The organism is Streptomyces sp. CA-288835 (genome assembly GCF_050936385.1).
Taxonomy (GTDB): domain Bacteria; phylum Actinomycetota; class Actinomycetes; order Streptomycetales; family Streptomycetaceae; genus Streptomyces.
Genome location: NZ_JBNJMW010000001.1, coordinates 896,398 through 919,221, shown reverse-complemented (window position 1 = coordinate 919,221; position 22,824 = coordinate 896,398). Strand labels below are relative to the sequence as shown.

The window sequence follows — 22,824 nt, the reverse complement described above, 5'->3', positions numbered from 1 at the left end:
TCAGTGCCTGGTTCATTCAGTGTGGATACTATAATTATCTAACTGTATCGTGGATGGGTAGCACGCGGGCAACACCGGGAAGCGGGCAGCTCCGGGGACGGGAAAGGCGCGCCATGGATCTCACCTTCGGCTTCGGCGAGGAGCAGGACGAACTGCGCAAGGTCGTCCGTTCCTTCCTCGCCAGACACTCCACCGAGGCCGACGTACGCCGCCTGGCCGCCGACCCGGAAGGCTACGACCGGGTCGTATGGCGGCGGATGGCCACGGAACTCGGCCTCCAGGGGCTCGCCATCCCCGAGGCGTACGGCGGCTCGGGCTTCGGTTACGCCGAACTCGGCATCGTCTTCGAGGAAATGGGCCGCGCCCTGCTCTGCGCCCCGTACTTCGCCACCGTGGCCCTCGCCGCCGAGGCACTCCTGCGCTGCGACGACGAAGCGGCCCGCCTCGACTACCTGCCGGGCATCGCCTCGGGCGACACTGTGGCCACCCTCGCCCTGACCGAGGCGGACGGCCGCTGGGACGAGCAAGGCATCCAGCTCAACGCCCATGAAGCTAAAGGGAGTTGGCGACTTACCGGCGCGAAGACGTACGTCCCCGACGGCCACCTAGCCGATCTGCTGCTGGTCGCCGCCCGCACGCCCTCCGGCGTCAGCCTCTTCGCCGTCGAGAGCGACGCACTGGGCCTCACCCGCACCACGCTCCCCGCCCTCGACCAGACCCGCAAGCAGGCGCAGATCGACTTCGCCGACACCCCCGCCCGGCTGCTGGGCACCGAAGGCACGGCCTGGCCGGCGATCGAGCGCACCCTCGCCACCGCCTCCATACTCCTGGCCGCCGAACAGGTCGGGGGAGCCGCCGCCGCACTGGACGCCTCCGTGGCGTACGCCAAGATCCGCGAACAGTACGGGCGGGCCATCGGCTCGTTCCAGGGGATCAAGCACAAGTGCGCGGACATGCTGGTCGAGATCGAGTCGGCTCGCTCGGCGGCGTACGGCGGGTTGTGGGCGCTCGACGCGGGAGACGAGGCGGAGATCGCGATCGCCGCGGCCCTCGCCCAGGCCTTCTGCTCGGAGGCGTACACCGTGGTCGCGAGCGAGAACATCCAGGTGCACGGCGGCATCGGCTTCACCTGGGAACACCCCGCGCACCTCTACCTCAAGCGGGCCAAGAGCTCCGAGGTGCTGCTCGGCACGCCCTCGTACCACCGGGAGCTGCTTGCCACCCGGCTCGGCATCTGAACCCACGCGATCTGAATCCACGCGGAGGAGAACACGCAATGGAGCTGGACTTCGGGCCCGCGGTACGGGACTTCCGGGACGAGTTGCGCGACTGGCTGGCCGAGCACCTGGTGGGCGAGTTCGCCGCACACCGGGGGGTGGGCGGCCCCACCGATGGCGCCGCCTGGGACGTCCGGCTCGCATGGGACCGTGAGCTGTCGGCCGGGAACTGGCTGGGCATCAGCTGGCCGCGCGAGTACGGCGGACGCGGGCTCGGGCTCCTCGAGGAGATCGTCTTCGAGTACGAGTACGCGCGGGCCAACGCCCCGTACCGCGCCACCGGCAACGCCCTCGACCTGCTCGGCCCGATGCTGCTCGCGATGGGCAGCGAGGAGCAGAAGAAACGCTTCCTGCCGCCGATCCTCGCGGTCGAGGAGCTGTGGGGGCAGGGCTTCAGCGAACCGGGCGCCGGTTCCGATCTGGCGTCCGTACGCACCAGGGCCGAGCGGGACGATGGGGGCACCTCCCGCTCGAGCGGAGCCGAGAGTGGGGGAGACTGGGTGGTCAACGGGCAGAAGGTGTGGACCTCCTTCGGGATCCACGCCGACTGGCTCTATGCGCTCGTCCGCACCGACCCGGACTCCCAGCGGCACAAGGGGCTGAGCATGCTGCTCGTCCCCGCCGACCAGCCGGGCGTGGACATCCGGTCGATCCGTAACCTGGCGGGCCAGGACGAGTTCGCCGAAGTCTTCTTCTCCGACGCCCGCACCGGCGCGGACATGGTGGTGGGCGAGGTCGGCCAGGGCTGGCGTACTGCGATGGGCACCCTCGGTATCGAACGCGGCACCACGCTCCTGCCCCAGCAGCTCACCTTCGAGCGGGAGGCCGACGCCCTGATCGAGCTGGCCCGCGAACGCGGCGCGTTGCACGACCCCATGCTGCGCCGCCGGATCGTGGACGCCTGGATCTCCGTACGCATCATGCGCACCACCAATATGCGGACCGTCGCCGAACTGGTCGCGGGCCGCACCCCCGGAGCGCAGTCCACCACGGCGAAGCTGTACGCCTCGACACGGCACCAGCAACTGGGCCATCTCGCCATGGAGTTGGCGGGACCGGCCGGACAGATCATCGGCGAGGACTACGAACTCGACACCCGGCAGCGCTCGTTCCTGCTCTCCCTCGCGGAGACCATCTACGGCGGCTCCAGCGAGATCCAGCGCAACATCATCGGCGAACAACTCCTCGGCCTGCCCAAGGACCCACGCCCATGAGCCCAACCGACATCCGCGCTCTCGAGGACCGCATCGACCGCATCGAATCGCAGCTCGCCATCCAGCAACTCCCCATCCGCTACGCCCTCGCCGTGGACGCCCGCGACCTCGACGCCTGGACCGGCTGCTTCCACCCCGACGTCGACATGGGCCGCCACGGCCGCGGCCGACACGTCCTGCGCGCCCACATTGAGCCCCAACTACGCGGCTTCCACCGCTCCGTTCACCAGATCTGCGGCCACCGCATCGAGTTCACCGGCCGCGACACCGCGACCGGCGCGGTCTACTGCCGGGCCGAGCACGAGGTGGGGGAGCGGTGGATCGTGATGGCGATCTGCTACTGGGACGAGTACGCGCGGGTGGACGGCGAGTGGTACTTCTCCCGCCGGCGTGAACAGCACTGGTACGCGGCCGATGTCACCGAGCGGCCCCAAGCGGTGGACTTCAAGGGCTGGGAGGGCGCAGGAGAACCGGCCCTGCCGGACGCCTTTCCCTCGTGGGCACCCTTCTGGAAGGAATCGACATGACGGAGCGACGTACACGGCTGGCCGGGAAGGTGGCGCTGGTCACCGGAGGCGGTCAGGGCGTGGGACGCGGGATCGCGCTCGCGCTGGCCGCCGAGGGTGCGGCGGTGGTGATCTCGGGCCGTACCGAGAGCAAGCTGAAGGACACGGCCGCCGAGATCGCCGAGCGCGGCGGGCGGGCGTACACCGTGGCCGGTGACGTCGGCGAGCGCGATGACGTCGACCGCATGGTGGCCGAGACGGTAAGGGAGTTCGGCGCGCTGGACGTCCTCGTCAACAACGCGCAGTCGTCGGTGCAGCGCAAGCTGGAGAAGACCTCGTACGACGATGTCGAACTCACCTACCGCAGCGGCCCGTTGGCGACCTTCCACGCGATGCAGGCCGCGCTGCCCCACCTCAGGGCGAGCCGGGGCAGCGTCGTGAACCTCGGCTCCTCCGCCGCGGTGCAGGGTGATCCGACCTTCGGCGCGTACGCGATGGCCAAGGAGGCGATCCGCGGACTGAGCCGGGTGGCCGCGCGGGAGTGGGGCCCGTACGGAATCCGGGTCAACGTCGTCTGCCCGGCCGCCCTGAGCCCGGCCGCGGAGAACTACCTCGCCGCCCACCCGGAGAAGGCCGCACCGCTGTACGCCGGCATCCCGCTGGGCCGTCTCGGCGACCCCGAGGCGGACATCGGCCGCGCGGTTGCGGCCCTGGTCAGCGACGACATGGCCTATCTGACCGGTGCGACGCTGATGCTGGAGGGCGGCCGGACACTGATCGGCTGACGGACGGCCGCCCGCAGGGTCACTCAGGCCGTTCGCGCGGCCACCCGCATGGTCACTCAGATCCTCCGCGCGGCCACCCGCACCGCACCCGTAGGCCGTCCGCACGGCCATTCAGGCCGTGCGCACAGCCGGTTCAGGTCGTCATACGACGCCCCGCGCCCGCAGCTCAACGAGCTGATCCTCCGTCACCCCTGCCAGCCCGCCCAGCACTTCGGCGGTGTGCTCGCCCAGCGACGGCGGCGGTGCGTAGTCCCCGACGGGAGTCGCCGAGAGCCGTAGGGGGTTGGCAAGCAGCGGCAGCCGCCCCGACACCGGGTCCTCGACCTCCACCAGCATCTCCCGGTGCTGGACCTGCGGATCGGCGAAGACCTCGGGCAGTTCGTTGATCGGGCCGGCCGGGACATCGTGCGCGTCGAACGCGGCCAGCCACTCGTCCCGGGTTCTGGTCCGCAGGATCTCCTCCAGTACGGGCACGATCTCGTCCCGGTGGGTGATCCGTGCGGCGGTCGTGGCGAACCGCGGATCCTGGAGCAGTTCGCCGTGGTCGACGGCCGCGCAAAAGGCCGCGAACTGCTTGTCGTTGCCGGCCACGACGAAGATGGGCTTGTCCTTGCACGGGAACGCCTGGGACGGAATCCCGCCGTAGCCGCCGTTGGCCCGGCGTCGCGGGACCTCGCCGGAGACCAGGTAGTTCATCGCGAAGTGCGAGAGCGTGGCGAGCCCGCAGTCCAGCAGGGACAGGTCGATGAACTGGCCCTCGCCGGTGACGTCGCGGTGTCGCAGGGCCGCGAGGATGGCGGTGGAGGCGTAGAGCCCGGTGAGGATGTCGATCATGCTGATGCCGACCTTCATCGGCTCCTCGGGATGCCCGGAGACGCTCATCATCCCGGACATGGCCTGGAAGATGCCGTCGTAACCGGGGCGAGAGGCGTACGGGCCGGTCTGCCCGAAGCCGGTGACGGAGAGGTAGACCAGCCGTGGGTTGAGCGCGCGCAGGCTCTCCTGGTCGAGGCCGTACTTTGCCAGGGTGCCCGCGCGGAAGTTCTCGACGACGACGTCCGAGCATGCGGCCAGCGAGCGGATCAACTCCTGCCCCTCCGCGGTGGCGTGATTGACGGTGACCGACTTCTTGTTGCGGTTGCAGGCGAGGAAGAACGCGGCGGTGTCCGTCGGTTCGCCGTCGCGGTCGGTGAGGAACGGGGGCCCGTACGTCCGCGAGTCGTCACCGACTCCGGGACGCTCGATCTTGATCACCTCCGCGCCCAGATCGGCCAGCGTCTGGGTGGCGAGTGGCGCCGCGAGGATACGGGACAGATCGAGGACGCGGATCCCGGCCAGGGCGGTCGACGGCATCAAGAGCCTCCCGTTTACGATGAATGAGTTAGATAAATAATACATCTGGCGGGGCTCGGGTGTAGCCTCATGATTGCTCCATCTATCCAATTCATGTAACTATATGGCCTGGGCTTGAGGAAGCCTGGACTGGAAGGTGCGCGGATGACCGTCACGGCGAGGACCCTCACCGACCAGGAACAACGCGAGCGCCGCGAGTGGTTCCGGGCCCGCTGGGAACGCGGGGTCAAGTTCAACCGCAGCGCCGGTATGCGCGTCCTGCGCTGGGATCCGGACGGCATCGAGATGACGATGCCCTTCACCGAGGCGCTCTCGGCCCACGAAGGCGTATTCCACGGCGGAGTCGTCTCGGCGCTGATCGACACCGCGGGCTCGGGAGCCGTGATCGCCGGCCATGACTTCACCAAGGGCAGCCTGCTCAGCACCGTCTCCATGTCGGTGCAGTACCTCGCGCCCGCCCGCGGCCACGAGGCCATCGCGTACGCGCGCTGCGTCCGACGCGGCAGCCGCCTCCACTTCGCCGAGGTCGACGTACGGATGCCGGACGGCCGCATCTGCGCACGCGGCCAGGTGATCGTCAGCATCTCCGGCGAGCGAGCCGGCGTCGGCGACCCCGTCGAACCCTTTGCCGAGGAGTGACACACGATGACCGAACAGCCCACAGAAGACCTGGTGTTGTACGAGGTCGACGAGGACGGTGTCGCCACCGTGACCCTCAACCGGCCCGAGCGCAAGAACGCCTGGAGCATCCCCATGGAGCAGCGGTTCTTCGCGCTCCTGGACGAGGCCGCCGCCGACTCCGCCGTCCGCGTGGTCATCATCACCGGGGCGGGCAGGGCGTTCTGCCCCGGCATGGACGTCCAGCGCCTCGAGCAGAACGCCCAGCCCGGCGAGTCCCTCAACCTCCAGGCCCGCGTGCCCATGTACAGCCGGCGCGACATGCCGAAGCCCCTGATCGCCGCCGTCAACGGTGCCTGCGCGGGCATCGGCCTCATTCAGGCGCTCATCTGCGACGTACGGTTCGCGGCCCGCGGCGCTCGCTTCACCACCGCCTTCACCCGGCGCGGACTGGCCGGCGAGTACAACCTGCCGTACGTGCTGCCGCGCGTCATCGGCCTGGAGAACGCGCTCGACCTGCTGCTCTCCGGCCGCGTCTTCGACGCCGACGAAGCGAAGGAGTTGGGGTTGGTCAGTCGCGTCGTCGATCCTGACCAACTCCTCGACGCCGCCCGCGCGTACGCCCGCGACATCGCCCGCAACTGCTCCCCGCGCGCCATGGCCGTCGTACGCCACCAGGTGTACGGCGACCTCGACCGCGGCTTCACCGACGCCCTGGCCCGCAGCTACTCGGCGATGGAGTTCTTCGCGGGCTCACCGGACTTCCGCGAGGGCGTGGCGAGCTTCGTGGAGAAGCGGGAGCCCAAGTTCGAGGGCCTGCCCCCGGACTTCGACCCGGACGAGGCGACGCGCGACCCGTTCCTCCCCTACTGACACCAACTGACGTCTGCCACATGCTTGTTGACCACGAGGAGCACGAACCATGACAGGGCACCCGTTCCCCGTCGAGTCCGGGCACATCCTGATGTTCGCCCGGGCCATCGGCGACGAGAACCCGGCGTACGAGCATCTCGCCCCGCCGACCTTCACCTGGGCGAGCGCCCACTTCGACCCCGACTGCCACCTGCGGCCGAAGCCCGGCGAGGAGTGGTTCGGCTCCGGAGCCGGGCCGGGCGTGATGCCGGAGGGCGGCGGCGGACTGCACGCCGAGCAGCACTTCGAGTACCACCGTCCGGTACGCGTCGGAGAGACGCTGTACGCGCACACCGTTCCGGGCCGCAGCTGGGAGAAAAAGGGCCGCACCGGACGCCTGCTGTTCAGCGAACGCATCACCGAGTACCGGGACGCCGACGGCGAACCGGTCGTCAGCGCCCGCACCGTGGCCGTCGTGCCCGAGGGCCCCGCCACCCCCAAGTCCGAGGAACCGGCGAACAGTTCCGCGAACAGTTCCACCGGGAAGGATGACGCCTGATGAGCCCGTACGTGGATGACATCAAGGTCGGCGAGAGCCGCGAGAGCGTGCTCGTCGACGATCTCAAGCGCACCCGGATCGTCCAGTACGCGGGCGCCTCCGGCGACTTCAACCCCCTGCACACCGACCACGTCTTCGCCACCGAAGCCGCCGGCTACCCCGGGGTCTTCGCCCACGGCATGATGACGATGGGCATGACCGGCCGGGTCCTCACCGACTGGGTCGGCATCGAACCGCTGCTCAGCTACGGGGTGCGCTTCAAGGCGCAGGTCTGGCCCGGCGACACCCTGACCGCCACGGCGACCGTCGAGTCCATCGAGGACACTCCCGCCGGACCGGTCGCCCACTTCTCGTTGCGTACCGTCAACCAGCACGGCGCCGAGGTGGTCACCGGCACCGCGACCGTCCGCCTGGAGTCCTGACATGCCCGGCCACGTGCCCGTCGCGCCCGAAACAGTGGGCGTCGACGGGCACCGGCTCGACGTACTGCTGCGCCGCATCAGGCTCGAAGTGGAGCACGGCCCGCTCCCGTCGGCGCAGGTCGCCGTCGCCCGGGCCGGCCGGCTGGTGGCGTACGAGACCTGGGGCGAGGCGGACCCCGGCACCCGCTACATCCTGCAGTCCGTCGGCCGCTCGATCGTCGCCGGCGCCGTGTGGAAGTTGATGGGCGACGGACTGCTCGACATCGGTGAGCAAGTCGCCGCGATCATCCCGGAGTTCGGGACGAACGGGAAGGAGGCGGTCACGGTCGAGCAGGTGCTCACCCACACCGCCGGCTTCCCCTTCGCACCGCTCGGCTATCCGAAGATGCTCGACCGGGAGCAGCGGCTCGCCGCCTTCGGCCGCTGGCGTCTCGACTACCCGCCGGGCAGCCGCTTCCAGTTCCATCTCACCTCGGCCGCCTGGCTGATCGCCGAGATCACCGAGCGGCGTACGGGACTGCCCTTCGCCGACTATCTGCGCGAGCGGATCGTCCGGCCGCTGGGCCTGACCTCGATCGAACTGGGCGTCCCCGTCGACGAGCAGCCCGGCACGATCGCCCCGATGACCGCCACCGACCGCACCGACGACGACCAGGAACCCGACCCCTGGGGACCCTGGTATCTGTCCGACCCGCGGGTGCTGGCGGCGGGCGAACCCAGTCACGCACTCGTCGCCACCGCCGCCGATGTCGCCCTGTACTTCCAGGCGTTGGAGCACTCGGGCCTGTGGAAGCCGGAGGCGGTGGCCGAGGGCACCAGGATCCGGCTGACCGAGCATCCGTACGGCGACCAGCTCTACGGTGGCGGAGGCAGTCGGCGTACGAGCATGGGGCTGTTCGTCACCGTCGCCGGCCCCGACGCGGGAAGTCAACTCCCGTCCACGGGCTCGCCGTTGCTCTTCGGGAGTGCCGGAGCCGCGTACCAACTGGGCTTCATGGACCCGGAGTCCGGCCTGTCCTTCGCGCTGCTGAGCAACGGCTACCCGCTCGCCGGCTACGACCACTCACGGCGCGGCACCGCGCTGATGACGAACATCGCGAACCTGGCGGCGGACCTGGTCGACTGACCGGGTCCGCCGCCAGGCGGGGACTGCAGGAACAGAACGCTCAGCGGCTCACCAGCTGCTGGGCGTTGTTGTACATGATGTCGTCCTGGACCGACTCGTCCAGCTCCGCGAGGAGCTTGCGGTAGTCGGCCGGGTTCGCGATGCCCTCCGCGTGCGGGAAGTCGGAGCCCATCACGATGGACTCGTGGTAACCGAGCCGCTTGACCAGGCTCGGGATGTCGTCCTCGGGGTAGGGCACCACGCGGATGTGCTTGCGGAAGATCTGGCTGGGGCGCTCCGCCAACTGCCCGCCGATCCATGGTCCGTTGCGGCCCATGCCCCGGCTCTTGTCCATGTGCCGGACGAAGTGCGGCACCCACTCGGCGCCGAACTCCGAGACCAGGACATTGATGTCGGGGAACCGCTCGAAGAGGTTGTCGAAGATGAGCGCGGAGAGCGTCTCCTCGATCGGGCGCTGGCCGTAGGTGTTCATCCACTGCCAGGCGGACATGCGAAAGTGGATCGGGTTCGGGTCGTGACCCCAGGCCGGGGCGACGTGCGAGTTGTAGTAGAACTCGCTGATGTGGTAGCAGACGCTGGCCTTGGCCTCGTTGACCAGCTTCCAGAACGGGTCGAAGTACGGGTCGCCCGGTGAGCGTCCGTACTGCGGCCCCGTCGGCAGCATGATGAACCGGGCACCCTTGTTCAGGACGAACTCCAGCTCCTTCACCGCGCTGTCGAGGTCGCGCAGCGAGAGCAGGGCGGGGGAGTAGATCCGGTCCTGGTAGTTGAAGCCCCACACCTCGTCCATATAGCGGTTGAACGAGTGGTAGTTGGCGTAGAGGGGCTCGACACCGCGTACGTACTCCTCGGCGACCAGGGCCCAGCCGCCGGGGTACATGATCGTCTGGTCCAGGCCCTGCTCGTCCATGATCTGCAGCCGGGCCTCGCGGTTCTGGTAGGCCTCGTGCATCGGCTCGAACTGGTACGTCTCGTCGGGGTTGCCCGAGGCCATCGCCTTGAGCATCTCCTTGAGCGAGCCGGGCCGGTAGACCTGCCCGAACTCCGGTTCCAGACAGACCACGATCCTGTCTCCCGCGAGGATGACCTCACGGCCGTCCGGCAGCGTCACGGGGGCCACGGCCTGACCGAGGTACTCCTTGGGAAGGTAGCGGGTGAAGGAATCCCGCTCCTCGTACATGTGCTGGTCGCAGTCGAAGATCCGCTTGCGCTGTTCGGCCATCGCCGTTGCCTCCCGACACCCCAGAGCTATTCAGTGCTCCTCCTATAATTATCTAACTGTTTCCAGAGTGCAAGTGGGAGGACGAGTGCGCGAACGCCGTGGCATTACACGGCGGAGTTCGTGGACAGCAGCCGGGCAAGCCAGTCGGTGCGGGTTCGGCGGGCTGTGGCCGAGATGTGTGCCTGCGGGTACAGGGCGTCGAAGCCGTGGAAGCCGCCCGCCCAGACGTGGAGTTCGGCCTGGCCCCCTGCCGCCCAGATGCGGGTGGCGTAGTCGGTGTCCTCGTCACGGAAGACTTCGGCGGAGCCGGTGTCGATGTAGGTGGTCGGCAGGCCCGACAGGTCGTCGGCCAGCGCTGGTGAGACGTGGGCGGGCACCTCGTCGTCGGTGAGGTCGCCGAGGACGGCGCGCCATCCGAACGCGTTCATCTCGCCGGTCCAGACACCGGGCACGCCGGAGTACTGGCGGCTGGAGGTGCTGGTGTTGCGGTGGTCGAGCATGGGGCAGATCAGCATCTGCGCGGCGATAGCCGGGGTACCGAGGTCGCGGGCCAGCAGGGTGAGGCCGGCGGCGAGGCCGCCGCCCGCGCTGGCACCGGCGACGATGATCCGGGCGGGGTCGATGCCCAGTTCGGCGGCGTGTTCGGCGATCCAGAGCAGTCCCTGATAACAGTCGTCGACGAGGGTGCTGCCGGTGGCCTCCGGTGCGAGCCGGTAGTCCACGGAGACGACGACCGCGCCGAACTTGTCGAGCCACTCCAGCGGGATGTCGATCTGCGAGAAGCGGTCGCCCATGACCATTCCGCCGCCGTGGATCCAGTAGATGCAGGGTGCGGCGGGCGTGGTGCGATCGGTGTGCGCGGGGCTGAAGACCGACAGGGGGATGGGGGCGCCGTCCTGGGCGGGCACGGTGACTTCGCGCCGGTCGACGTGCCGGTGTGCGAGGAGGGATTCGACGGGTGTCGAGGGGAGCTCACGCAGGTGCGCGAGAACTTCCGGGGTGAGCTGGGATATGAGGGGCATGTCGGCCAGCAGTTCACGCAGTTCGGGGTCAAGGGTGGGGCGTGCCATGGTCATGTCGTTGCCTTTCGTGGGGTGGTGCCGGACGGTCGGGTGAGGATGGGGCCGCCTCAGCAGGCGCCGAGGAGCAGGTCGGGGAATCGGTCCAGGGCCTTCAGAAGGCGGTCTTGCCGCGGACCGGGACGTAGTCGGTGTACTCGGACTCCTTGGCCAGCAGTCCGTCGATCTGCGCCACGATGGCCTGGGCGGCCTCGCCGGCGAAGATGCGGTGGTGGTCCGCCTCGCTGGTCCAGCCCTCGGTGACGTGGACGACGTCGGGGGCGGACGCGGAACGGGAGACGAGGTAGACGACGCAGTGTTCGCTTGCGCCAGGGCTGCCCTCGTCCAGGCCGGTCAGCAGCAGGTCGACCAGCCGGTCGCCCATGCCGGGCCTGGCGGTCAGGGTCGCGTTGAATCCGTACTTGGCAATCATGGAGGCCTTCTTCCAGCGGTGGTGGAGTGCGGTGATTTCATTCAACCGCCATGACCTTCGAAAACGTTAGAACGATGCTCGCTGCTGCTTGCACAATCCTCGCGGCTACGGGAGCCCGGAGGCCGAATGGTGCTGCAATGGACGCATGCACCTCGAAGAGCTCCGCACCCTGCTGGCCCGGCATGTCCGTCCCGACTGGACCACCGCCATCGACGGCGTCCTCATCTCGAAGGTCGACCGGCCTGATCCGCCGGCCCCCTCGATGTCCGGCACCGTGCTGGCGGTCATCGCCCAGGGCGCCAAACGCCTCGCGCTGGGCGACCGGGTCTACGAGTACGGCCCCGGCCAGTACCTGGTCGCCTCCGTCGACCTGCCCGTCACCGGACAGTTCACCCAGGCCGAACCCGAGCAGCCGGCCCTCGGCTTCGGTCTCGTGCTGGAGCCGTCCGCCGTCGCCGAACTGCTGCTGCAAGCCGGTCCAGGAGACATCCCCCGCGCCGACGGAGGCGTTCCGTCGGGTATCGCCGTCAGCGACGCTTCAGCCGCGCTGCTCGACGCGGTGATCCGCCTGCTGCGCCTGCTCGACGAGCCCCGCGACCGGGCCGTACTGGCGCCGTTGGTCAAACGCGAGATCCTGTGGCGCCTGATCACCAGCGAGCAGGGGGCGACGGTTCGTCAACTCGGCCTGGCCGACAGCGGCCTCAGTCACATCTCGCGGGCCGTGCGCTGGATCCGCGAGCACTACGCGCAGCCCTTCCGGGTCGAGGACGTGGCACGCATGTCCGGCATGAGCGTGTCCGCCTTCTACCGCAACTTCCAGGCGGTGACCGCGATGAGCCCCATCCAGTTCCAGAAACAGATCCGGCTGCAGGAGGCCCGGCTGCTGCTCGCCACCCACCCGGGCGACGTCACCGGGGTCGGCCAGCGCGTCGGCTATGACAACCCGTCGCAGTTCAGCCGGGAGTACCGCCGCCAGTTCGGCGCACCCCCGAGCCTGGACGCGGCCCGCCTGCGGGACACCGCAGGCAGTCCTGCGGGCGTCGTGCCCTGAGCCGAGCTGGATCGCTGTAGAGGATCGTGCAAGGTGAAGCGAGGATAGTTCTACTGTTCTAGCAGGTCAGAGCGATTCAATGGGATCACCGGTTCTCCCGGGGAGCAGAAAAATGCCTGTCTCCGTGAATCCCATCCCATCGCAAAGGATCACACCATGAAGACCGTTCTGATCACTGGTACTTCGTCCGGATACGGGCGGGAGACTGCTCGTCACTTCCACGCCCAGGGCTGGAACGTCATCGCCACGATGCGCACCCCGCGTCCGGACGTCCTTCCCGAGTCGGACCGTCTCCGTGTCATCGAGCTCGACGTGACCGAGCCCGAGAGCATCACCACCGCGTTCGAGGCAGCGGGGCCCATCGACGTCCTCGTCAACAACGCGGGCGTCCCGTCGATCAGCGTGTTCGAGGGCACCCCCATGGCCCGAGTGCGGGAGGTGTTCGAGACCAACACCTTCGGCGTGATGGCGACGACCCAGGCGGTGCTGCCCCAGTTCCGCGAGCGCGGCTCCGGCGTGGTGGTCAACGTGACCTCCAGCGTGGTGCTGGGTCACATGCCGCTCTCGGCCGTCTACAAGGCGAGCAAGATGGCCATCGAGGGGTTCACCGCATCCCTCGCGCTCGAACTCGCGCCCTTCGGTGTGCGGGCGAAGGCAGTCGAGCCGGGCGCCTGCCTCACGACGAACTTCGCCGCCAACGCCACCAGCGGCGCCTCGCTCGACGAACTGGTCCCGGCGCCCTACGCAGCCTTCGCGAAGAAGGCCATGGACGGCTTCACGGGCCAGGACCTGTTCACCAAGGAGAGCGACGTCGCCGAGACGGTGTGGCGAGCCGTGCACGACACGACCGGCCAACTCCGGTTCCCGGCCGGTGCCGACGCGGTATGGCTCGCCCAGGCCAAGTGATCCACCAGAAGGCAAGCTTGACGCCGCACTGACACCACGAGCCGGCCCCGTGCACACGCACGGGGCCGGCTCGCTGTCAGGCGCCTCCGGACCATGGACAGAACCCGTGGACGGGATGCGGATCCTCTGCTCAGTCGATGAGTTCCAGGACGGTCTTGGGGCCCGCCGAGTTGACGACGTCGTCCGCGCTGGAGATGTGGCGCTGCCACAGCTTCTCTGCCTCGTCCGCCTTGCCCGACTCGATCAGGCCCACGAGTCGTACGTGCGCACGGTGGCCCTTGAGGGCCTGGGTCTTCTGGGCCTCGGTGTCGGCGGCGGCCGCGGTGTACGAGGCGTTGGCGCGGTCGACGATGTTGCGCAGCATGCCGCAGAGCAGGATCAGGGTCTGGTTGCCGGTCAGTTCGACCAGCAGGGCGTGGAAGGCGTCCTGAGCGTCGACCAGGGCGAGCGGGTCGTCGAGGGCGGCCTTCTCCGCGGCCACCGCCTCGCGCAGCCGCTTGATGTCCGCCGCCGTGTGCTTGGTGGCGAGTTGGCGCGCGCACGGCGGCTCGATCAGCGCCGCCGCGCGGTAGACATCGCCGAGGGTGGCGCCGCGGTACTCCAGGATCAGACCGGCGAAACGGGCCGCGACATCGGCATCCGGCGCGCTCACCCGGGCGCCGCCGTGCGCCCCGCGACGCACCGTGATCAGAGACTCGGACTCCAGTACGCGAAAGGCCTCGCGCAGCGTCGGCCGCGAGATGCCGAACTGCTCCATCAGCCCCGACTCCGGCGGCAGAGCGTCGCCGGGCTTCAGTTCACCTCGTACGATCTGGCGGCGCAGATGTCCGGCGACCAGCTCGGCCGTCTTCGGAACACGCACCTGACGCCCGACGCGTGCACGGGAGGGTACGGGCACGGTGGGTACTTCTGCTGCGCCGGCTGCCTCGGCCACGACGGACTCTCCTCGTTGTGATCGATCCCGTCCACTTTGCCGGATATAGCAAAATGAATCTTCTTAGTGCACCGAGGGTACCAGGTCAAGGGGCCGGTGATCACCTCCCCTGTGATATAGATGATTCATCTAGCTATAAGCGCGGGAGGGGCTGCTCGATGACCGAGAAACCGACCCCGGTGATCCTCACCGAACTGACCGGCGACGGGGTCATGCTGCTCACCCTGAACCGGCCCGAGCGGCACAACGCTTGGACCCTGGAGATGGAGCTGCTCTACAACGAGCTGTTCGACCGCGCCGAGAAGGATCCGGCGGTACGGGCCGTCGTCCTCACCGGCGCCGGCCGCAGCTTCTGTCCCGGCATGGACATGAGCGTGCTGGACGGCGCGTCCTCCGGGGCCAAGCCCTGGCCGACCGATCAACTGCCGCCCCGTACACGGCCGATGACCTTCCCCAAACCCGTCGTGGCGGCCGTCAACGGAGCCTGCGCCGGCATCGGCTTCAACCAGGCCGTGATGTGCGACGTGCGGTTCGCCGTGCCCGGAGCCAAGTTCGCCGCTGCCTTCAGCGCGCGCGGACTCGTGGCGGAGGACGGCGTGTCCTGGATCCTGCCGCGCCTCGTCGGATACGGGAACGCCGGCGACCTGCTGCTCTCCTCGCGCCGGATCACCGGCACGGAAGCCCTCGCGATGGGCCTGGTCAACCGTCTGTACGAACCCGACGAACTCCTCCCGGCCGCCCTCGAGTACGCCACCGAACTGGCCCGCTCGGCCAGCCCGTACGCCATGTCCCTCATCAAGCGCCAGCTCGCCGACGACCAGACGAGGACCTTCGTCGAGAGCCGCGACGCCGCGGCGCGGCTGCTGGCGACGGCCAAGCGGGCGCCCGACTACCGGGAGGGCGTACGCAGCTTCATCGAGCGGCGTCGGCCCGAGTTCGCGGCACTGGGGGAGTCGGCGGCGTTGGGAGAGCCGGCGGTGCTGGGGGAGGAGTCGTCGTGACACGCGCCGAGGTGCCGCTGCACCGTCGTACGGTCAGCGTCACCGCGTACGACGAGGGCGGCGGCGAGATCTCCGTCGAGGCCGAACTGCGGGACGAGCGGCCCTGGGTGGCCGATCCGGACGCCGGAGTTGTGCACCGGATGGTGCTTTCCGTGCGGGTCCGGCTGGCGGACATGGTCATCGTGGCGGCCGATGCGGATATGCGCACGTTTCCGCACGCCGAGTGTCCGTTGATCACGCCGGTCTTTGGTGAGCTGGTGGGGCTCAGCGTGGCTGCCGGCTACAACCGGGCCATCCAGGAACGGTTTCGCGGGGTGTCCGGGTGCTCTCATCTGTATGAGCTGGCGCGGGTGTTGGGGCCTGCCGTGGTGCAGGCCGGGATCTCCGCCAATGCGGGGCTTCGGATGGCTGGGCGGCCCTCGGATGGCCCGCGTTCCACGGCGGGGGTGCTGAACAGCTGCCATATCTGGGCGCCTGGTGGGGTGGGGCTGCGGAAGCTGGATGCGGGGTGGCGGCCGGGGACGGGGCCGCGGCCTGTGCCGGAGGTCGAGGCGTTCGAGCCAAGATCCTCAACAGAGTCGAGCTGAGGACGAGTGCGAGTGCGCACAACCGGGTCCGGGAAAGCGGACCTGGCTGCTGCCTGAGGCGTCCCGTCAGCTCATGGGAGGCAGTCCGGGTTCCGGCTGCACCTGCAGGGAGTTCAGGGTGAAGGCCAGCAGATGGTAGTGGCCCACCAGCATCGGCAGCTCGATCAACTGGCGCTCCGTCAGATGCTGGGCCAGCCCTTCCCAGGTCGACTGGCCGATCCGGGCGCCGGAGTGCAACTCGTCCGTGGCCCGCAGCAGCAACGACTGCCGTTCCGTCCAGCCCGGCGCGTCGGGACCCGCGGCGACCCGCGTCATGTCGTCCGATGACAGCCCGGCCTTCGCGGCGATCCTCACGTGCTGGCCCCACTCGTAGGGCGACTCGCAATTGCGCGCCACTCGAAGGATCACCAACTCGCGTTCAGCGAAAGGCAGTTCGCCCGCGAGCAGCAACTGACTGCTGAAGGGAAGCCAGGCGGCGAACAACTCCGGATGACGAGCAAGCGTCGTAAACACATGTGCCTCACCGAGCGAAGACACGCCGAGGCTCAGTGAACCGATGTCGGCGGACAACGTCTCGCGTACGGATTCAGCCCATTCCTCCGCGGGCTGCGGAGGAATGCGGGGCGCGGCGGGCGACAGCGGCGGCTCTGACACGCGGCCACGCTACGCCAAGGCCAGTCCGGCGGAAACGCCGACGACAAGCCATGTCGCAGAAGGGCTTCAGGCCACGCGTCACCGACTTCGTCGCCGCGGGCGGCCTCGAACTGCCCCACATCCTGGGTGCGACCTCAGGATCACGCCCTCGGCTCACGCGGCAGGCCCAGCACCTTCTCCGCGAGGATGTTCCGCTGGACCTGCGACGTCCCCGCGTAGATCGTGCCGGAGCGGGCGATCAGGTACGTCGTCGACCAGGACGCCGAGGAGTTCGCGGCGCCGGGGTCGTCCGTGCGGTACGTACGCAACGGCGGGCGGCCCACCGGGACTTGGGCGTGCAGGCCCATGATGTCCATCGCCAGATCGGTGATCTCGGTGTGGTACTCGCTCCAGTACAGCTTGGAGATCGAGGACTCGGCCCCGGGCTCCGCGCCCTTGAGCCAGCCCGTGAGCACCCGGTAGCCGAGATAGCGCATGATCTCGACCTTGGACCAGCACCAGGCGATCCGCTGCCGGATGACGGGGTCCTGGTCCTTGCCGTACTCGCGGGCGAGGTCGACGAGACGCTCCACCTCGGCCTTGAACAGGATGGGGTTCGTCGCGGCCTCCTCTCCGCGCTCCACGCCCAGCAGGCTCTGTGCGACCGCCCAGCCGTTGTTCACTTCGCCCACCACGAGGTCCGCCCGGGTGCGGGCGCCGCTGAAGAAGACCTCGTTGAAGTGGAGTTGGCCGCTCATCATGCGGAACGGGCGTACCTCGACGCCGGGTTGGTCGAGAGGGACGAGCAGGAAGGAGATGCCCCGGTGCTTGGGGGCGTCGCGGTCCGTGCGGGCCAGGACGAAGATCCAGTCGCAGTGGTGGGCGCCCGACGTCCAGACCTTCTGGCCGTCGATGACCCATTCCTCGCCTTCCCGCACCGCGCGCGTCGTGAGCGAGGCCAGGTCCGAGCCCGCGTCCGGCTCCGAGTAGCCCTGGCACCAGGTGTCCTCGCCGCTCAGGATCCGCGGCAGGAAGTGGGCCTTCTGGTCGTCGGTGCCCCAGCGCAGCAGCGTGTTCGCCAGCATCTTGACGCCGAAGGTGTCCTGCGGGAGCCCGAACGGGACGCCGGCCAGGGCCAGTTCCTCCATCAGGACGACCTGGTGGAGCTTGGAGAGGCCGCGGCCGCCGTACTGCTCCGGCCAGGTGAGGGAGAGGTAGCCGCGCTCGGCCAGCCGGGTCCGCCAGTCGCGGGCGAAGGCCCAGGCGGCCTCCTCGTCGAGGGCGCCGATGCCCGTCCAGTCGGCTGGCAGGGCCGAGCCGAGGAACGCCTTGACCTCGGCACGGAACGTCTCGGTCTCCGGCGGGTAACTGATGTCCACCTGCGTCATCTCCTCCTCGGCCGGGGCCCGTGAGCGGCTCTGCGACCAGTCGACCCCGGTTGATACTTTCAGCGTAATAGGTTATCTATTTTAGAGGAATAGCGAGTGCTGGCGACGAGTCGGGACGGGCGACGACATGGGACTGCTGGACGGCCGGACCGCGGTGATCACCGGGGCCGCACAGGGCATCGGTTACGAGATCGCCTGCGTACTCGGCGGCGCGGGCGCGTCCGTCGTCATCGGCGACATCAACGAGGACGCGGCGGCCGACGCCGCTGAACGCCTGGCGAAACTCGACGTCGCCGCCACCTCACTGCGCTGCGACGTCACCGACGAGGACGAGGTCGCGGCGCTGGTCGCGCACTGCGCCGACACCTTCGGGCCGGTCGGCGTCATGGTCAACAACGCCGGGATCACCCGGGACGCCACCCTGCGCAAGATGGCCCTCACCGACTTCCGCGCCGTCGTGGACGTCCACCTCACCGGCGCCTGGAACGGCACCCGGTACGCCGCCGCGGCGATGCGCGAGCACGGCCGGGGCGGCAGCATCGTCAACATCTCCTCCATCGCCGGCAAGGTCGGCAACTTCGGCCAGACCAACTACAGCGCGGCCAAAGCCGGACTCGTCGGCCTCACCAAGGCCTCCGCCAAGGAGCTGGCCGGAGCCGGAATCCGCGTCAACGCCGTGCAGCCCGGGCTGATCCGCACCGCCATGACCGAGGCCATGCCACAGGCCGCCTGGGACGCGAAGCTGGCCGAGATCCCCATGGCCCGCGCCGGTGAACCCGCCGAGGTTGCCCAGACGGTCCTCTTCCTCGCCTCCGACATGGCGAGCTACATCACCGGAGCCGTCCTCGAAGTGACCGGCGGCCGCTACATGTGAGCGCCGCCGCTGACTACGCGATCGGCGCCTCCAGACCCGTACCCGTGGAGCCCACGCACCCTCCAAGTCCCGTACAGACGAAGCCATTTGCCCCCGAACCGAAAGGCCCGCCCCATGCCCGCCCTCCTGCGTGACGCGGTGATCTGCGAACCCGTGCGTACCCCCGTCGGCGGCTACGGAGGCGTCTTCCGCGAGGTGACCGCGGCCGAGTTGGCCGCAACGGTCGTACGGGCGATCCTCGACCGCACCGGAGTGCCGCCCGGCGCCGTGGACGACGTCCTGCTGGGCCAGTGTTATCCCAACGGCGAGGCGCCCGCGATCGGGCGGGTCGTCGCCCTGGACGCCGGACTGCCGGTGGAGGTGCCGGGGCTTCAGATCGACCGGCGCTGCGGATCTGGACTGCAGGCCGTGATCAACGCTGCCATGCAGGTGCAGACCGGCGCCAGCGATCTCGTCCTCGCAGGTGGCGTGGAGTCCATGAGCCAGGCCGAGTTCTACACCACTGACGTGCGGTGGGGTGTACGCGGCGCCGGCACCACCCTGCACGACCGGCTGGCCCGTGGCCGGGTCACCTCCGGCGGGGTCAACCACCCTGTAGCGGGCGGGATGTTGGAGACCGCCGAGAACCTGCGCCGCGAGTACGGCATTCCGCGTGAGGAGCAGGACCTGCTCGCCCTGCGTTCGCACGAGAAGGCCGTAGCGGCTCAGCGGGCGGGGCGCTTCGCGGACGAGATCGTGCCCGTCACCGTACGGACGCGCAAGGGCGAGACCGTCGTCGAGTCGGACGAACACCCGCGCCCCGACTCCTCGTTGGAGAAACTCGCCACCCTGCGGCCCGTACTCGGCCGCCAGGACCCCGAGGCGACCGTGACCGCCGGGAACGCCAGCGGGCAGAACGACGGCGCCTCGGTCTGCATCGTCACCCATCCCGAACGCGCCGCCGAGTTGGGGCTGCGCCCGCTCGCCCGGCTCGTCTCCTGGGCCGTCGTGGGCGTGCCTCCGGAGACGATGGGCATCGGGCCGGTCCCGGCGACAGCCCGTGCGCTGGAGAGAGCGGGCCTGAAGCTCGCCGACATCGACCTCATCGAACTGAACGAGGCCTTCGCCGCCCAAGTACTGGCCTGCACCCGTGAATGGGGCCTGACCGAGGGCGACTTCGAGCGGTTCAACGTCAACGGTTCCGGCATCTCGCTGGGCCACCCCGTCGGTGCCACCGGCGGTCGCATCCTCGCCACCCTGCTGCGCGAACTCGACCGACGCGAGGCCCGCTACGGCCTGGAGACCATGTGCCTCGGCGGCGGCCAAGGCCTTGCCGCGGTCTTCGAACGGCCGACGACCACCACTCACGCTCTTGGAGGACGCTGATGGCCGGACTGATCGCATACGGCGCTTATGTGCCGCACCACCGTCTCGCGCGGGCCGACATCGCCGCCACCCTCGGGACCCGTGCGGCGAAGGGGACCCGCTCGGTCGCGGGCTACGACGAGGACACCACCTCGATGGCCGTCGAAGCGGCCCGTGGCGCCCTGACCGCTGACGGGCTGCGTTCCCGCGTCGGCCAGCTCTTCCTCGCCACCGCCGCGCCCGCCTACCTCGACAAGACCAACGCGACCGCCGTGCATGCCGCGCTCTCCCTCGACGAGCACGTACTCGCCGTCGACATGGCCGGCTCCGTACGTTCCGGGCTCGGCGCCCTGGTCACCGCCGCCCGTTCCGCGGTCCCGACCCTCGCGGTGCTGTCCGACCTGCGCACCGGGCTGCCCGGCGGTACGGACGAGAGCGCCGGTGGCGACGGTGCGGCGGCCTTCGTCTTCGGCGGACACCGCGACGGGGCGCCCGTCATCGCCGAACTGCTCGCCCACGACACCGTCAGCGACGAACTCCTCGACCGCTGGCGGCTGCCGGGCGCGCCCGCCTCCCGCGTCTGGGAGGAGCGGTTCGCCGAGGAGATCTACGTCGACCTCGCGGGCAAGGCGCTCGGCGCCGCGCTCGACCGCGCCAAGCTCTCTGCCGACGCCGTCGACCATTTCGCTGTCGCGGGCCTGCACGCCCGGGCCTGTGCGGCGGTCCGCCGGACGGCAGGGGTACGGCCCGAAACGGTGACCGGAGACCTCACCGCGGCCATCGGCAACGCGGGCACCGCCCAGCCTGGACTGCTCCTCGCCGACGTACTCGACCGAGCCCAGCCCGGCGAGACCATCGCGCTCGTCGTCCTCGGCGACGGCGCCGGTGTGCTCCTGCTGCGCACCACCGACGCCCTGCCCGCACACCGGGCCGCCCGCCCGGTGGCCGCGCAGATCGCCACGGGCAGCGCCCCCGTCCCGTACGCCACCTACCTCACCTGGCGCGGGCTCCTCGACCGCGAACCGCCGCGCCGACCGGACCCCGAGCCCCCGTATGCCCCGCCCGCGCACCGCCGCAACGGCTGGAAGTACGGCTTCGTCGCGTCCCGTTGCGAGAAGTGCGGGACGCGGCATCTGCCGCCGGACCGGGTGTGCGTGTCGTGCCGGAGCGTCGACGCGATGACCGACGAGCCGATGGAGCACGTGCAGGGCACGGTGGCCACCTTCACGGTGGACCGGCTCGCGCACACCCCGAGCCCGCCGATGCTCGTCGTGGTCGTCGACTACGACGGCGGCGGCCGGTTCCGCTGCCAGCTCACCGATGCCACCGAGGCCGACGCCGTGATCGGCGCCCGTGTCGAGATGACCTTCCGGCGCACGGTAACCGCCGCCGGGGTCCACAACTACTTCTGGAAGGCCCGGCCCGTGCGGTTCGGCGCCGGTCCAGAGGAAGACTGAGGAGGTACGCAGATGGGCTCGCACGGAATCCGCGACCGTGTCGCGATCGTCGGCATGGGCTGTACGACCTTCGGCGAACACTGGACCCGCTCGGCGGACGATCTGCTGGTCGACGCCGTCGGCGAGGCGGTGACCTCGGCCGGCGTCACGCTCGACGACATCGACGCGTTCTGGTTCGGCACCCAGGCCTCCGGTGTCTCCGGCCTCGCCCTCAGCCGGGCACTGCACCTGCCGAACAAGCCGGTCACGCGCGTGGAGAACATGTGCGCCACCGGCTCGGAGGCGCTGCGCAACGCCTGTTATGCGGTGGCCTCGGGCGCGTACGACGTCGCCATGGCCGTCGGCGTGGAGAAGCTCAAGGACTCCGGCATGTCGGGGCTCTCGGGCACGACCATGCCGGGCGCCGGCGACGACAGCCGGGGCGAGATCACCGCACCCGCCAACTTCTCCCTCCTGGCCCCCGCATACGCGGCCAAGTACGGGCTCCCCGAGGACGAGATGAAGGACGTCATCACCCGTATCGCCTGGAAGAACCACGTCAACGGCGCCCGCAACCCACGCGCCCAGTTCCGCAAGGAGGTGCCGCTGGAGCGCATCCGGTCGGCGCCGATCGTGGCGGGCATGCTAGGCGTCTTCGACTGCTCGGGGGTCTCCGACGGTTCGGCCGCCGCGATCGTGGTGCGGGCCGAGGACGCGTACAGGTACACGGACAAGCCCATCTTCGTGAAGGCGCTGTCCTTCGTCGCCGGTCCCGCCGACGGACTCATGGACCCCGAGTACGACTTCACCACCTTCCCCGAGGTCGTCGCGTCCGCGCAGGAGGCGTACCGGCAGGCGGGCATCACCGACCCGCGCACGGAACTCGCGCTCGCCGAGGTCCACGACTGCTTCACACCCACCGAGCTGGTGCTCATGGAGGACCTGGGGTTCTCCGACCGCGGCCAGGCGTGGAAGGACGTCACCAGCGGGCAGTTCGATTTGGACGGCGGGCTGCCGGTGAACCCCGACGGCGGGCTCAAGGCCTTCGGCCACCCCATCGGCGCCTCGGGCCTGCGCATGATGTTCGAGGCCTGGCTCCAACTGCGCGGCGAGGCACCCCCGGACCGTACGGTCCGCACCCTGGCCGAGGGACGCTCGCTCGCGCTTACCCACAACCTGGGCGGCGGACCGGGCGAATGCGTCTCCTTCGTGTCGGTCGTGGGCAGCGAACTCACCGACTAAGTA

Annotated in this window: 24 protein-coding genes; 17 read left to right on the top strand and 7 right to left on the bottom strand. The window is 69.5% G+C overall.

Going from position 1 to position 22,824, the window contains the following annotated elements; translation table 11 throughout:
- The first annotated feature begins 113 nt into the window (after window positions 1-113).
- From ACQEVY_RS04310 to ACQEVY_RS04295, 4 genes are read left to right on the top strand one after another with little or no spacing between them, the layout of a single operon-like run.
- Window positions 114-1,238: an acyl-CoA dehydrogenase family protein gene (locus ACQEVY_RS04310; protein WP_432944950.1), complete on the top strand. Its 1,125-nt coding sequence runs from the start codon at window positions 114-116 to the stop codon at window positions 1,236-1,238.
- A 38-nt stretch (window positions 1,239-1,276) separates the two neighbouring features.
- The gene (locus ACQEVY_RS04305) at window positions 1,277-2,491 is read left to right on the top strand and encodes an acyl-CoA dehydrogenase family protein (RefSeq protein ID WP_432944948.1); all 1,215 of its coding nucleotides are present in this window, start codon (window positions 1,277-1,279) and stop codon (window positions 2,489-2,491) included.
- On the top strand, window positions 2,488-3,018 hold the full coding sequence (locus tag ACQEVY_RS04300) for a nuclear transport factor 2 family protein (protein ID WP_432944946.1): 531 nt from the start codon (window positions 2,488-2,490) through the stop codon (window positions 3,016-3,018). The genes ACQEVY_RS04305 and ACQEVY_RS04300 overlap by 4 nt, the downstream gene beginning before the upstream one ends.
- Window positions 3,015-3,782 (top strand): SDR family NAD(P)-dependent oxidoreductase, encoded by a 768-nt coding sequence (locus ACQEVY_RS04295; RefSeq protein WP_432944944.1) that lies wholly within the window; start codon window positions 3,015-3,017, stop codon window positions 3,780-3,782. Before ACQEVY_RS04300 ends, ACQEVY_RS04295 begins: the two co-directional genes overlap by 4 nt.
- 141 nt (window positions 3,783-3,923) lie before the next feature.
- Here ACQEVY_RS04295 and ACQEVY_RS04290 read toward each other — a convergent pair whose 3' ends face one another.
- On the bottom strand, window positions 3,924-5,135 hold the full coding sequence (locus tag ACQEVY_RS04290) for a CaiB/BaiF CoA transferase family protein (protein WP_432944942.1): 1,212 nt from the start codon (window positions 5,133-5,135) through the stop codon (window positions 3,924-3,926).
- Window positions 5,136-5,279: 144 nt separating this feature from the next.
- Between ACQEVY_RS04290 and ACQEVY_RS04285 the strand changes: the two genes are divergently transcribed.
- The 5 genes from ACQEVY_RS04285 to ACQEVY_RS04265 are packed head-to-tail and all read left to right on the top strand — an operon-like array spanning window position 5,280 to window position 8,712.
- A complete protein-coding gene (locus ACQEVY_RS04285) occupies window positions 5,280-5,774 on the top strand; it encodes a PaaI family thioesterase (RefSeq protein WP_432944940.1) in 495 nt (164 codons plus the stop codon).
- A gap of 6 nt (window positions 5,775-5,780) precedes the next feature.
- Window positions 5,781-6,626, top strand: a complete 846-nt coding sequence (locus ACQEVY_RS04280) for an enoyl-CoA hydratase-related protein (protein WP_432944938.1) — start codon at window positions 5,781-5,783, stop codon at window positions 6,624-6,626.
- 49 nt (window positions 6,627-6,675) lie between these two features.
- Entirely contained in the window at window positions 6,676-7,164 is a 489-nt protein-coding gene (locus ACQEVY_RS04275; protein WP_432944936.1) for an FAS1-like dehydratase domain-containing protein, read from the top strand.
- Window positions 7,164-7,586, top strand: coding sequence for a MaoC family dehydratase (locus ACQEVY_RS04270; RefSeq protein ID WP_432944934.1), 423 nt, complete (start codon window positions 7,164-7,166; stop codon window positions 7,584-7,586). Before ACQEVY_RS04275 ends, ACQEVY_RS04270 begins: the two co-directional genes overlap by 1 nt.
- 1 nt (window position 7,587) lies before the next feature.
- A complete protein-coding gene (locus ACQEVY_RS04265; protein ID WP_432944932.1) occupies window positions 7,588-8,712 on the top strand; it encodes a serine hydrolase domain-containing protein in 1,125 nt (374 codons plus the stop codon).
- Window positions 8,713-8,752: 40 nt separating this feature from the next.
- Here ACQEVY_RS04265 and ACQEVY_RS04260 read toward each other — a convergent pair whose 3' ends face one another.
- The 3 genes from ACQEVY_RS04260 to ACQEVY_RS04250 all read right to left on the bottom strand — a co-directional run bounded on the left by ACQEVY_RS04260 (window position 8,753) and on the right by ACQEVY_RS04250 (window position 11,425).
- A complete protein-coding gene (locus tag ACQEVY_RS04260) occupies window positions 8,753-9,934 on the bottom strand; it encodes an amidohydrolase family protein (protein ID WP_432944930.1) in 1,182 nt (393 codons plus the stop codon).
- A gap of 104 nt (window positions 9,935-10,038) precedes the next feature.
- On the bottom strand, window positions 10,039-11,010 hold the full coding sequence (locus ACQEVY_RS04255; RefSeq protein WP_432944928.1) for an alpha/beta hydrolase: 972 nt from the start codon (window positions 11,008-11,010) through the stop codon (window positions 10,039-10,041).
- A 97-nt stretch (window positions 11,011-11,107) separates the two neighbouring features.
- Window positions 11,108-11,425 carry a putative quinol monooxygenase gene (locus ACQEVY_RS04250; RefSeq protein ID WP_432944926.1) on the bottom strand — a complete coding sequence of 106 codons (318 nt, stop codon included), beginning with the start codon at window positions 11,423-11,425 and terminating at the stop codon, window positions 11,108-11,110.
- A gap of 145 nt (window positions 11,426-11,570) precedes the next feature.
- Between ACQEVY_RS04250 and ACQEVY_RS04245 the strand changes: the two genes are divergently transcribed.
- Both ACQEVY_RS04245 and ACQEVY_RS04240 read left to right on the top strand, forming a co-directional pair.
- On the top strand, window positions 11,571-12,476 hold the full coding sequence (locus ACQEVY_RS04245) for an AraC family transcriptional regulator (protein ID WP_432944924.1): 906 nt from the start codon (window positions 11,571-11,573) through the stop codon (window positions 12,474-12,476).
- 156 nt (window positions 12,477-12,632) lie between these two features.
- Window positions 12,633-13,382, top strand: a complete 750-nt coding sequence (locus ACQEVY_RS04240) for an SDR family oxidoreductase (RefSeq protein ID WP_432944922.1) — start codon at window positions 12,633-12,635, stop codon at window positions 13,380-13,382.
- 130 nt (window positions 13,383-13,512) lie between these two features.
- Here the strand turns inward: ACQEVY_RS04240 and ACQEVY_RS04235 are convergent, their stop codons facing one another.
- A complete protein-coding gene (locus tag ACQEVY_RS04235; RefSeq protein ID WP_432944920.1) occupies window positions 13,513-14,316 on the bottom strand; it encodes a FadR/GntR family transcriptional regulator in 804 nt (267 codons plus the stop codon).
- Between the two features lie 158 nt (window positions 14,317-14,474).
- Between ACQEVY_RS04235 and ACQEVY_RS04230 the strand changes: the two genes are divergently transcribed.
- Both ACQEVY_RS04230 and ACQEVY_RS04225 read left to right on the top strand, forming a co-directional pair.
- Entirely contained in the window at window positions 14,475-15,317 is an 843-nt protein-coding gene (locus ACQEVY_RS04230; RefSeq protein ID WP_432944918.1) for an enoyl-CoA hydratase-related protein, read from the top strand.
- Entirely contained in the window at window positions 15,314-15,904 is a 591-nt protein-coding gene (locus tag ACQEVY_RS04225) for a DUF2889 domain-containing protein (protein WP_432944916.1), read from the top strand. The genes ACQEVY_RS04230 and ACQEVY_RS04225 overlap by 4 nt, the downstream gene beginning before the upstream one ends.
- A gap of 66 nt (window positions 15,905-15,970) precedes the next feature.
- Here ACQEVY_RS04225 and ACQEVY_RS04220 read toward each other — a convergent pair whose 3' ends face one another.
- Together ACQEVY_RS04220 and ACQEVY_RS04215 are read right to left on the bottom strand one after the other, a co-directional pair.
- Window positions 15,971-16,558 (bottom strand): carboxymuconolactone decarboxylase family protein, encoded by a 588-nt coding sequence (locus ACQEVY_RS04220; RefSeq protein WP_432944914.1) that lies wholly within the window; start codon window positions 16,556-16,558, stop codon window positions 15,971-15,973.
- A gap of 140 nt (window positions 16,559-16,698) precedes the next feature.
- A complete protein-coding gene (locus ACQEVY_RS04215; RefSeq protein WP_432944912.1) occupies window positions 16,699-17,925 on the bottom strand; it encodes an acyl-CoA dehydrogenase family protein in 1,227 nt (408 codons plus the stop codon).
- A gap of 127 nt (window positions 17,926-18,052) precedes the next feature.
- Between ACQEVY_RS04215 and fabG the strand changes: the two genes are divergently transcribed.
- The 4 genes from fabG (at window position 18,053) to ACQEVY_RS04195 (ending at window position 22,821) form a co-directional block, all read left to right on the top strand.
- Window positions 18,053-18,799: a 3-oxoacyl-ACP reductase FabG gene (gene fabG / locus ACQEVY_RS04210; RefSeq protein ID WP_432944910.1), complete on the top strand. Its 747-nt coding sequence runs from the start codon at window positions 18,053-18,055 to the stop codon at window positions 18,797-18,799.
- Window positions 18,800-18,913: 114 nt separating this feature from the next.
- Window positions 18,914-20,164: an acetyl-CoA C-acetyltransferase gene (locus ACQEVY_RS04205; protein WP_432944908.1), complete on the top strand. Its 1,251-nt coding sequence runs from the start codon at window positions 18,914-18,916 to the stop codon at window positions 20,162-20,164.
- On the top strand, window positions 20,164-21,600 hold the full coding sequence (locus ACQEVY_RS04200; protein WP_432944906.1) for an OB-fold domain-containing protein: 1,437 nt from the start codon (window positions 20,164-20,166) through the stop codon (window positions 21,598-21,600). The genes ACQEVY_RS04205 and ACQEVY_RS04200 overlap by 1 nt, the downstream gene beginning before the upstream one ends.
- Before the next feature lie 12 nt (window positions 21,601-21,612).
- Complete coding sequence (locus ACQEVY_RS04195) at window positions 21,613-22,821, top strand: acetyl-CoA acetyltransferase (protein WP_432944904.1); 1,209 nt, start codon at window positions 21,613-21,615, stop codon at window positions 22,819-22,821.
- Window positions 22,822-22,824: the final 3 nt, after the last annotated feature.